Origin of the sequence: Campylobacter corcagiensis, from assembly GCF_013201645.1 — a bacterium.
In the GTDB taxonomy this organism is placed as follows: domain Bacteria; phylum Campylobacterota; class Campylobacteria; order Campylobacterales; family Campylobacteraceae; genus Campylobacter_B; species Campylobacter_B corcagiensis.
In genome coordinates this window covers 826,383-838,555 of sequence record NZ_CP053842.1, presented here as the reverse complement: position 1 = coordinate 838,555, position 12,173 = coordinate 826,383, and the positions used below count along the sequence as shown (strand labels likewise).

Below are 12,173 nucleotides of genomic sequence, written 5' to 3'. Positions count from 1 at the left end.
TCTAAATTTTAAAGATATAAAGATGAAATTTATGAATTAGCTAAACCCATCATAGTTTTGGTTAGTAGATTTGTAGCTTTGATAGCATCTTTAAAATCTATATCTTCATCAATATTGTGACTTATGCCATTTTTACAAGGAATAAATATCATGCCGACTTTATCAGCTATACCACTCATATGCATAGCATCATGCCCTGCACCACTTGGCATTTTATGAGCTTTTATATCTAGATCTAATGCATTTTTATAGAGCAAATTTATCAAACTATCATCAAGTTTTACAGGCGTATCAGCTGCTAGTTCTTTGATCTCATAGCTAAAACCAAATTCATTTGATAGATCGTTTATGTAATTTCTTAGATTTTGATTTAATGTATTTAGATTTTTTTCATCAATATCACGCATATCTACACCCATTACAACTTTTCCAGGAACAACATTTAACGCTCCAGGTATAACCTTAGTATAACCAACCGTTGCAACTGCTGTTTTAAATTCACTAGCAAAATTTCTAGCTGCTAATATAATATGACTAGCTGCTACAAGAGCGTCACATCGCATATTCATAGGTGTTGCACCGCTATGATCAGCTCTTGCATTTATGGTTAGTTCAAATCTTATAGGAGCGGCTATACCTGTGACAACACCCACACTTATGCCCATCTCTTCAAGAACCCTACCCTGTTCTATATGAAGCTCAATGTAGCTTTTGTAGGTTTTATCTTTTAGGATTGATTTTTCTAAATTTTCAGGATTTAATCCAAAATTTTTCATCGCATCAAATACTGAAATTCCACTATCATCAACTAATTCTTTAAGCCTAGAAACACTGAGTTTTCCAGATATAATTTTAGAGCCAATAGTTGCCATTTTAAAACGGCTTGACTCTTCAGCTACAAAAACTATAAGCTCAAGTGGGCGTTTTAATTTTTCATTGTTGGTTTTAAGAATTTCTTTTATTGACACTATTGCTTCAAGTCCAGCCATAACACCCAAAGTTCCATCATAAAATCCACCATTTGGCACGCTATCTATGTGAGAACCAACACTAATTGCTGGTAAATCTGGCTCTAAAACATCGCTAAATCTAGCATAGATATTTCCAACACTATCAACTCTAATATCTAAATCATAACTTTTTACTAAATTTATGAAAAACTCTCTTGCGTTTTTATCTTCATTGCTAAAAGCAAGTCTTGTAAGACCACCAGTTGGCTTAGAATTTTGTAGATAGTTTTGACCTTTTAAGGCACCAAATTTTGAAATTTCGTTAAAATTTTTTATAAATCTTTGTTCGTTTATCATATGACTCCTTTTAAGTGAAAATTATAGCTAAATTTAATTAAAAGGAAAAAGCATCATGGAAGTATCAATATAAAAGGGTGAAAATTCACCCTTAAAATTTAAATTTTTTAATGTTTTAAGCGTATAAATTTAAGCCTTTGGTTTTGTCATTTGTGAAGGAACTACATACTTATCAAATTCCTCGGCACTTAAAATTCCTAAATTTACAGCCTCTTCTTTAAGCGTGGTGCCATTTTTGTGGGCTGTTTTAGCTATTAGTGCGGCATTATCATATCCGATATATGGATTTAGTGCAGTTACTAGCATTAGTGAGTTTTCTAAATTTGCTTTGATGTTTTCTAAATTTGCTTTGATACCATCTACGCAGTGAGTTCTAAAGCTATCCATAGCGCTACTTAAAAGCTTTACTGACTCATAAAAGCTAAATAAAATAATTGGCTTATAAACATTTAGCTCAAAATTTCCCTGACTAGCACCAAATGCTATAGTAGCATCATTTCCAAAAACTCTAGCTATTACCATTGTTATAGCTTCAGCTTGAGTTGGGTTAACCTTGCCTGGCATTATAGAACTTCCTGGTTCATTTTCAGGAAGTTCTATCTCGCCTAAACCTGATCTTGGCCCACTTCCTAGCCATCTGATATCGTTTGCTATTTTTAAAAGATTAGCTGCTAAACTCTTAATAGCCCCACTTGCAAAAACAAAAGCATCATAACTTGTAAGTGCATGGAATTTATTTGGAGATGATACAAATTTTGTACCTAAAAGCGTGCTAAGTTCTTCACTTACCATTTCACTTAACTTTGGATGAGCATTTAGTCCTGTACCAACTGCAGTACCGCCTATGGCTAGCTCTCTTAGTGGCTCGATGCTATTTTTTATATACTCATAAGAGTGCTCTAGCATAGACCTATATCCACTAAATTCTTGCCCTAAGGTTAGAGGCGTAGCATCTTGCAGGTGAGTTCTACCTATTTTAACTATATCTTTAAATTCATCCTCTTTTTTCAAAAAGCTATCTTTTAGCTTTTCAAGGCTTGGCAAAAGTGTTTTTTCAAGCTCTAAAACAGCTGTGATATGCATAGCCGTAGGAAAGGTGTCATTTGAGCTTTGAGATTTGTTTACATCGTCATTTGGATGGATTAATTTCTCTTTTCTAAAATCACCACCTAAAATTTCAGTAGCTCTGTTTGCTATAACTTCATTTGCATTCATATTTGTTTGAGTGCCACTTCCTGTTTGGTAGATAACAAGTGGAAATTCATCATCAAATTTACCATCTCTTATCTCATCGCAAGCTTTTATAATAGCTTGTGCTTTTTTGCTATCAAGCTTTTCAAGGTTGGCATTTACCTTTGCTACGCTTCTTTTTAGAGCTGCAAAAGCGTGTATTAGCTCTTTTGGCATTTTATCTGTGCCTATTTTAAAATTTTCAAAGCTCCTTTCAGTTTGAGCCCCCCAGTATCTATCTTTTGGGACTTTTATCTCGCCCATTGTGTCTTTTTCTATACGAAATTCCATTATATCTCCTTAAAATTTTTATCATATATTAAACTAAATTTTTAAATTTATTATTTAAGCTTTAAGAGCAAATTTATTTTATACCTTTACCATGCCAGCCTCCACTAAAAACTGACTTGGTTCGTATGATACTTTGCGGATTTTATCATACTTTGCATAACTTAAAACCAACTCATCACGAGCCCTTGTAACTGCTACATAAAAAAGCCTTCTTTCTTCTTCTACGCTACCACCCATTGCCATTAGTTTTGTATTTGGAAATCTATTTTGAGCTAAGTCCACTATAAAAACTTGTGCAAATTCTAAGCCTTTACTCGCATGAACGCTTAATAAATTTACTCCCTTGCCTTCACCCATCTCGCTACTTCCAAGAGTTAAAAAGTTATAAAAACTCTCAAGTGAACTATAGTTTTTTGTTAAATTTATAAGTATTTGAGCTTTTTGATAAATTTTAGTTTTTGCTTGAGTAAGAAGATCTTGATTTACTTTGCCATTTTTCATGGTTGCTCTTTTTGTGGCAAGCTCATTTGCGATTATTCCATAAGCTCTTGAATTTAAAAGCTTTTTAAGTACTATAGTTGAGTTTTGGTTTCTACTTATAGTACTAAAAACTTCATAAAGTCTATCAAGCATCACAGCCCCGCCACTACTAAGTTTTTCATATTTTAAAGCTGGATGAGTTATGAAATCATGACTTACAAACTCGCTAAAACGCGCCGTATCACCTAAAGTATCAAATTCATCAAAAAGCCCAAGCTGGTAGCTTTTACGCTTTGGAGTATAAATTTTAGCTGATTTATCAGGTCTTAAAAGACCTTTTAAAATATTTCCATTTCCTAAAGAATTTAAAGCTTCATAAACCTCTTTAGCAACGCTACTTCCTACGCCTTTAGAATACTCAAAAACACCCATAAAAGCCATTACATCCTTTGGATTTAATAAAATTCCTACTAAATTTATGAGTGCTTTTATCTCACGACTTTCAAAAAAACTGCCACTTTCTTTTCTTTTAGAGCTGATTCCTTGCTCTTTTAAGCTTGCTTCTATGCCATCAGCTGATGAGTTATTACGAAATATAACAGCGATACTTTCTTTATCAAATTTAGAGTCTTTAATCATACTTGCGATATGTTGGTACTGAGTATATAACTCATCAAAAACTAAAAGTGTTGGAGCTTTAAAAACCCCTTCCCTACTAACAACTAGCTTTTTTTCATAAAGGCGGGGGTTGTTTTGTATGACTTTATTTGCTAAGGCTAAGATAGTTGAACTTGAGCGGTAGTTTGTGTTTAAAGCATAAATTTGAGCATTTTTATAGTGCTTATCAAATGAACCGATAATGTCAATATTTGCACCGTTAAACGCATAAATGCTTTGATCAAAATCACCAACGCAAAAAAGGCTTTTTTTATTAAATGCATCTATTAAACTTCCTTGAAGTGAATTTGTATCTTGATACTCATCTACTAAAATTTCAGTGAAGTATAAAGGCGCTCCTTTTTTAAGCTCACGACGCATATTTAAAAGAAGATCATTAAACCCAACATAGCCAAATTTAGCCTTTTCACTTTCAAATTCTTTTATTATATCTTCATAAATTTCAGCGTAAACTGCCTGTTCATCGTAGTTTTGGCAAAACCACTCATAAAAGCTTTTATTTATCTCTTTGTTTGAATAAAGCGAGTAGATATCAAACAGATAAGCCCCGCCATAAGGCTTAATATCGCTAATATGATCAAATCTTCTTCGCTCAGCAATAGACCTAAGCAAAGTCTTAAGTTCGCTAGGTTGCTTTAAAGTCACACTTTTATCTAGTTTTTTAAGTAGTTTATAAGATACTGAGTGAAAAGTACCAGCTGTGATATCATCAATGATGGCTTTTTTAAAGTAGCGCTCTAAGCGTTCTATCATCTCTGTGGCTGCTTTATTTGTAAAAGTTAAGAGCAAAATTTCAGTTGGCTTTATGCCTTGTTGTAAAAGATGAGCTATCCTAGCAACGATAGTGCTAGTCTTGCCTGTGCCTGCACTTGCTATGATTAGATTATTTCCAAGTGGTGCAGTTGCGGCTTTATACTGGTCTGTATTTAGCTTAGATAGTGGCAAATTTCATCTCCTTAACATTTATCCATAGTAAAAACCCAGTATCATACCAAAAAGGACTTAGAATTGTATAAAACTACCTAAATTTATACGATTTTAAAGAGTTAAAATTTATCAAAGTTAGATAAAATTATGTATGAAAATTTTTAAAAAATTCATTATTAGCATCACTGTTTTAACACTACTTTTAGCAGTTACATTTGCTATTTTAAACACTTTATTTCCACTTGAGAAAATAGCAGTTTCGCAAAGTAAAATTTTATATGATAAAAATGGTGAGATTATATCCATGAAACTCTCAGATGATGGGTATTGGAAGTATAGTGCAGATGAAATTCCACCCCTTATTAAAAAAAGCGTTATAAATTTTGAAGATAAGTACTTTTACAACCATTTTGGAGTAAATCCATTTTCTATAATAAGGGCGTTTTTTCACAACCTTACTCACGACAATAAAATCGGAGCATCAACTATAACAATGCAAGTTGCAAGAATAATAGAGCCTAAAAAACGAAGTTATAAAAATAAAATAATTGAAATTTTTAGAGCTTTTCAGCTTGAGTTAAACTACTCAAAAGATGAAATTTTAAATATTTACTTCAATATAGCCCCATATGGTGGAAATATCGTTGGGATTAAAGCAGCTAGTAAGTTTTATTTTGATAAAGATTTAGACGAGCTTAGTATTAGTCAAATTGCCCTACTCTCAATCGTTCCAAAAAATCCAAACGAAAACCGTCTTGATAAAAATAAAAATTTAAACGCTTTAAAAAATAGAGTTTTAAAAGAGCTTTTAGATGATAAAATCATAGATGAAAGTGCATATAAAAGGGCTTTAAAAGAGAGCTTTACTCCAAAAAGATATGACGCTAAAAATAGGGCTTTTCACTACTCAAATTTAGCCTTTAAAAACGGCATAATTAGCTCAAATTTAGACCTAAATTTACAAAACGAGATAGAAAATATTATAAAAAAAGAGATGATAAATTTTAATAAATTTGATCTATTTAATGCTAGTGCGGTGGTTATTGATAACCTTAAAATGGAAGTTGTTGCTTATGTTGGAAGTCATGATTTAAAAAGTAAAGATGGTTTTAATGATGGCGTGATGGCAAAAAGAAGTGTTGGTTCAACATTAAAGCCATTTATTTACGCACTTGCCTTGGAAAATGGGCTCATAACTCCAAAACAAAACTTAATTGATGCTGAAATTTACCTAGGAGATTACGCACCAAAAAACTACACAAAAGATTTTCTTGGAGAGATTAGTGCTACTGATGCTTTAATCTTTTCGCTAAATACTCCAGCTGTTTTTTTAAACTCAAATTTGGGCGAAAATTCTCTTTATGAATTACTGAAAAAAGCAAATTTAAAGGTTAAAGAAAAAAGCTTTTTTGGCGAGTCAATCGCACTTGGGTCAGTGCCTTTAAACCTACTTGAACTTACTCATTTGTATACTATTTTCGCAAATGAAGGTGAGCTTTTACCACTTGAGATTGCAGGCGAGATTAAAGGTGAAAAAATTACACTTTTATCAAAACAAAGTAGCTTTTTAGTTAGTCAAATGCTTCTTCAAACGCCACGAAGCTATCTAAATTCTGTTTGGCAAAGCACAGTTGATATGCCACTAATTGCCTTTAAGACAGGCACAAGTGCAAACTGGATTGACCTTCATACGATCGCTTTTAATAAAAACTACACGGTTGGAGTTTGGCTTGGAAATTTTAACTCCAAACCAACAAGTGGCTTAACAGGCGGCGATAGCTCAGCAAAGATAGTTTTTGAGATATTTCGCTACTTAAATAAGAGAAAAAATTTAGAATTTATAAGTAAACCAGAAGGTATATCTAAAAAAAATATCTGCCTAGATAGCTTTGTTTTTAAGGAGTGTAAGAATTTACAAAAAGATTTTGTAATAGATGGTGTTAGTTTAGTTGATAAATGCACACTTATCACAAACGAACAGATAAATTATCTTTTAAAAAATGCTTTTATAACTAGTGATGATTTAAAACAAAGCCCTTGCTTTGGTTATTTTAAAGATATAAAGCCACTGATTGCATATCCAGCAAACAGAAGTAAAATGTCATCTTTTTATGGTAAAATAAACACAAAATGTATAAGTTTTTTAGGTGATGAGGTTTATATAAAAGTTGATGATGAAAAGTATGAGAAATTTAGAAGTGGAAGTGAGATTGTGCTAAATTTAAGTAGTGGTTTTCATACTATAAAATGCCTTGATGAATACTCAAATTTAGCTACAAGTGAGATATTTTTAGAGGAGTTATGATGAGATTTTTTTTGGCTTTTATCTTGATTTTTGGGAGTATTTTTGGCTTTGAGATAAACAGTGTAAATGTTATGAAAAATAAAATTTTATTTAATATAAGTGGTGAAAGTCAAACTGGACTGATAGTTGATGATAGCTTTATGGATTGCCAGCCAAAGCTAGATGGTGTTTTTCACTTTGAAGATTATAACTCTTTGGTTTTTTACTCTTATGAAAATTTACCAACTTCTACAAGTTTTAAGTGTGATTTAAATGGAACTAAGCTTAACTTTAAAAGCGATGAATTTAAGGTTGTAAAATTTGAAAACTTAAGCAAAGATAAATTTTACATATCTTTTAATGACTTGGTAGATGAAATCAAAAATCATATAAAGCTAAGCGATGAAACGCTTAAATTTAGCGTTTCTAGAGTAGATGATAGTAGCTTCATAATAGAAGTAAATAATCCAAACAGTATAGAATATGAAATTTATATTAGTAAAAATTTATCAAATTTAAATGGAAAAACTCTTAAAAAAGATGCTAAATTTAACCAAAATAGCGTAGATGCAAAGCATAGAGAGTATTTTAGCATAGATGCATCTTTAATAAAACCTATCTCATATCCTAAAAAAATGCTTGGTTTTAGATTATATTTTGATAGATATTTAAATCCTAACAATCTTTTTATCCAAAATGACAAAGTAAAAAACTTTTTTGTAATTGATAGTGGATATGATGAAACTGGATATTATACAGATATCGTAAGTAAGGAATTTTTACCAAAAACTGAGTATAAAATCACCCTTTTAGAAGGATTTGGAACAACTTATGGAGAGTGGGCAAAAGTACTAGATAAAAAAATAAGCTTTACTTTTACCACAAAAGATTATCAAAAAGAGGTATATTTTATAGATGAAAAGCCCTATATTTCAAACAAAGGCGGTGTTTTTATAAATAGCATAAATGTTAGTAAAATTAAAACGATGCTATCAAGGGTTGATGATGAGAATTTAAGGTATTTTCTAAATTTTAATTCTTTAGATGAGAGTTTTAGTGAGTATAAAAATAGAGATTTTACACTTGATTCTATCCCAAATGTTGATATAAACAGCACGATAAAATTTGAAAATTTAGAAGATGGAATTTATAAATTTGAAATATTTTATAAAGACGGTGATGATTTAAAAAGTATCACAAAGCACCTTTATTTTAGTGATTTAGCCATAAATTCCAAAGTCTTTGATGAAAGCATTTTTGTCTTTGTAAACCGCTTATCAAATAACGAGCCTGTAAGTAAAGCCAAAATAACGCTTTTTAGCGATAAAAACAAAATTCTTTTACAAGGCGAAACTAAAAATGATGGAACTTTTAGTTTTGATAAAAAAGATCTTTTAAAATATAAACCAAAGTCCTTGCTTGTGGAATTTCAAAACGAGAGAAATTTCTTAATTTTTAACGAAAAAACAAGCGAGTTTGAAAGCTCCATATCGTATCAAAAACCAAAAGCTTTTGTGTATTTTGCCAGCGATATCATAAGCCCAAATACAGAGTTAAACGGCGTTTTAATAGTTAAAGAAAACTTTAAAAGCATAAAAAATCTACCTATAAAAATAGAAATTTATGACCCACAAAACAGTAAAATTTATGATAATTCAATGCTTTTAGATGAATTTGGAACTATAAATTTAGATATAAAAGATATTTTTAAACTAAATGGAAAATACCTTTTAAAAGCCATTTTTGAAGATAAAGTTTTAAGCACAAAGGAATTTAGCGTAGAGTCTTTTGTAGCTCAAAATTTAAAAGCAAACGCTAAATTTAGCAAAGATATATACAAAAATAGTGAGAATTTAAGTCTAAATTTAAGTGCAAACTATCTTTTTGGACAAAATGCTTCAAATGTAAGCGGAAATTTAAATATCTTAATTAATAACTCAACTTTTGATAAGATAGATGGCTATAAATTTGATGATGAAAGTATTTATAATAGCCCTATTTTTAGCCACAATACGCCTATTTTACTAGATGAAAATGGAAGTTCAAATTTCACTATAAGACCAGAGTTTAAAACAAAACTTAACTCAAAGCTTGAAGTTAGTTTAAATTTCATGGTAAATGATGGTGGAAAAAGCTCATCAAGTTATGCAAATAGCGTGATTTATCCATTTTCGAGCATAGTTGGAATTTCAAAAGATGGCACTAATTTTAAATTTATAAGCATAAATCCACTAACTCTAAAAGATGCAAACTCAACCCTAAAAGCTAAGCTTTTTAAACAAAACTGGAACTATAATTTTAACGAAAAAGGCTATCTAAGCTGGGTTAGTAGCGATGAGCTTATTGGTGAGTTTGATATACAAAACAGCTACTTGGATTTATCAAATTTAGCCCAAAATGATTATAAATTAGTAGTAAAAGATCTAAATAGCACTCACGAATCGGCAATAACTTTTAGCGTAGGAAGTAGCCTAGCTCCAACTAAAAGCCTAAATCTTGCTACGATAAATTTAAATAAAGAATTCTATAAAAAAGGCGATACAATAACAGCAAATATAAGCTCGCCTTTAAAAGACGCTCTATTTTTAATAACTTTAGAAGATAAAAAAGTATTAGATTATAAAATCATAAAAACAACTAACTTTTCTACGCAGGTTAAATTTAAAATCACTGATGATTTTGAAGGACTTTACATAAGCGCTAAGGCTTTAAGAATTTCTGATACTCCTAGCTATCTTTTACCATTTAAAGCTAGCAATATAGCCTATGTTAAAAAAGATAATTCTAATAAAAAACTTGATTTAGAGCTAAATTTAGCACAAACTAGTTCGTCTAATCAAGATATAGAAGTTAGTGTTAAAACATCTCCAAATTCTAAAATTTATCTTTTTGCTGTGGATTATGGAGTTTTAAATATAATAAATCAAAAAAACCCAGATGTTTTTAAATTTTTTGATACTATAAAACAAAAATCATCAACTGATTATGACATATATAACGAACTAACTCATTTTAGAGCAAATGGTAAAATTTTATCATTTGGAAGTGGTAGTGAGATGATGCTAAAAAGTCTTCAAAAATACCTTGATCCAGTCCAGTCAAAAAAGATGTATATTAAAAAATTTAGTGCTATAAGTGATGAAAATGGAACTGCTAAATTTAAGCTAAATGTAGATACAAACACCAAAGTTAGAGTAGACGCTATAGCACTAAATGAACAAAAAATCAGTAGCGTTAGTAAAGATATCATTATAAAAGATGATGTATTAGCTAAAATGCCAAATATTTTATATCTTTTAGATGGCGATGAATTAAGACTTCCAGTTAGAATTTTTAACAACACAGATGAGAATAAAACTATAAATTTAGATATAAATCATTCATCAAATTTAAAGATAAATAGCATAAATCAAACTCTAAATTTAAAGCCAAATAGCTTTGAAACTCTAAATTTAGAAGTAAGTGCAACTAAAGTTGGCAAAGCTAATATCAGCATTCTAAATCAAAGTTTAAATTTTAATATCCTTCCTAGCTCATCTTTAAATACAAAAGTAATAAATGGCATTTTAGATACAAATAAAACTATAAATTTAGAAGGTGATTATAAAACAGCAAAACTAACTGTCTCAAATTCGCCATTAGCTATGTTTTTTAACGATAAACAAAAGCTTATAAACTACCCTTATGGCTGCACTGAGCAAATTAGCTCAAAGCTCATCGCCCTACTTTATGCGGATCAAAGACACAAAGATGAGTATATACAAAGTGGTATAAATGAGATTATATCAAGGCAAAAGCAAAGTGGAGATTTTAGATACTGGGATGCGCAAGGTGCGGTAGATGGGTACTCATCAGTTTATGCAACCCATACTCTTTTAACCCTAAAAGAAAATGGCTTTGATGTGCCTGATATGATTATTAAAAAAGCTTTAAACGCTCTTAAAAACAGAGGCGTTAGTGATAGACTAAGTGATATTTATGCTATTTATTTGCTAAGTGAACAAAACTTAATAAGCGATGATAAGATAAATATTTTATATGATAAAAAATACTATAAAAAAAGCTTTTTAAATCACTATTTAATGGCGGTTATGCTAAAAAATGCAAAGCTTGATAAAGAGCTAGAAATCGTAAAAAATGAGATAAAAAACTATAAATTTGAAAATTTTAGTCCTGATTTTGATAGTTTTGGATCAGAAATTAGGAATTTAAGCTTTGCGATGTATTTGGATGAAAAGCATTTCGGCGGTAAAAATGAAAAGCTTTTTGATAAAATTTTATCTTTAAAGGATACCATAAGCTCAACTCAAGATAGAGCCTTTGTGATAATGGCTTTAGAGATGCTAAGTAGCGATAAAAACGCAAGTATCACTGCTAAAAATGGCAATAATTTTTACTATGTTAAAAACGGTGAAATTTTAGATCTAAATCTTACTAGTAATACTATAAATTTAAGTCCAAATAACGCAAAGCCATATTTTTCACTAGTAGCTTATGGCTATGAGAATCTACCTTTAAAGCATGAATTTAATGATAAAGCGATAAATTTATATAGAGAATTTGTTGATTTAGATGGAAATTTAGTAAATTTAGACGAGATAAAACTAAATGATATAGTTTTTGCTAAGATAAGGCTAAATTCAAAGGCGTATTATAGCGATATTTTAGTCCATCAAAAAGCCCCTAGTTGCCTTGAAATAATAAACAAAAGAGTGGTTCAAAATCTTGGTGATAACTTTAAAGATAGTATAAATTTTAGCTATGTGGACATTAGCGATAGTTCTATTACTCATTTTTTAGAGCCGTTTGTGGATGAAGTTACTTTTTATGTGCCATTTAGAGCTACCTTGAAAGGAAGTTGTATTTTGCCTGAAGCAAGGGCTGAGAGAATGTATGATGAAAAGGTTAATGACTATGATTTGGAGCGTAAATTTATAAAGGTTAAATAAAATTTGTAAATTTACACCGATTTTAAG

General features: G+C 30.5%; 5 protein-coding genes. 2 read left to right on the top strand and 3 right to left on the bottom strand.

Annotation, left to right across the window (positions count from 1 at the left end; all coding sequences use genetic code 11):
- Positions 1–29: 29 nt before the first annotated feature.
- The 3 genes from CCORG_RS04380 to CCORG_RS04370 form a co-directional block, all read right to left on the bottom strand.
- The gene (locus tag CCORG_RS04380) at positions 30–1,307 is read right to left on the bottom strand and encodes a M20 family metallo-hydrolase (protein ID WP_025803468.1); all 1,278 of its coding nucleotides are present in this window, start codon (positions 1,305–1,307) and stop codon (positions 30–32) included.
- A 129-nt stretch (positions 1,308–1,436) separates the two neighbouring features.
- Positions 1,437–2,828: a class II fumarate hydratase gene (fumC, locus tag CCORG_RS04375; RefSeq protein WP_025803469.1), complete on the bottom strand. Its 1,392-nt coding sequence runs from the start codon at positions 2,826–2,828 to the stop codon at positions 1,437–1,439.
- A gap of 78 nt (positions 2,829–2,906) precedes the next feature.
- On the bottom strand, positions 2,907–4,931 hold the full coding sequence (locus CCORG_RS04370) for an ATP-dependent helicase (RefSeq protein WP_025803470.1): 2,025 nt from the start codon (positions 4,929–4,931) through the stop codon (positions 2,907–2,909).
- A gap of 133 nt (positions 4,932–5,064) precedes the next feature.
- Here CCORG_RS04370 and pbpC point away from each other — a divergent pair, with 133 nt between their 5' ends.
- Positions 5,065–7,218: a penicillin-binding protein 1C gene (gene pbpC / locus CCORG_RS04365; RefSeq protein ID WP_025803471.1), complete on the top strand. Its 2,154-nt coding sequence runs from the start codon at positions 5,065–5,067 to the stop codon at positions 7,216–7,218.
- A complete protein-coding gene (locus CCORG_RS04360; protein ID WP_025803472.1) occupies positions 7,218–12,146 on the top strand; it encodes an alpha-2-macroglobulin family protein in 4,929 nt (1,642 codons plus the stop codon). Before pbpC ends, CCORG_RS04360 begins: the two co-directional genes overlap by 1 nt.
- Positions 12,147–12,173 lie beyond the last annotated feature (27 nt).

Coding starts and splice junctions, on each gene's coding strand:
- pbpC (WP_025803471.1), top strand. CDS start 5,065: ATGAAAATTTTTAAAAAATTCATTATTAGCATCACTGTTTTAACACTA.
- CCORG_RS04380 (WP_025803468.1), bottom strand. CDS start 1,307: ATGATAAACGAACAAAGATTTATAAAAAATTTTAACGAAATTTCAAAA.
- fumC (WP_025803469.1), bottom strand. CDS start 2,828: ATGGAATTTCGTATAGAAAAAGACACAATGGGCGAGATAAAAGTCCCA.
- CCORG_RS04360 (WP_025803472.1), top strand. CDS start 7,218: ATGAGATTTTTTTTGGCTTTTATCTTGATTTTTGGGAGTATTTTTGGC.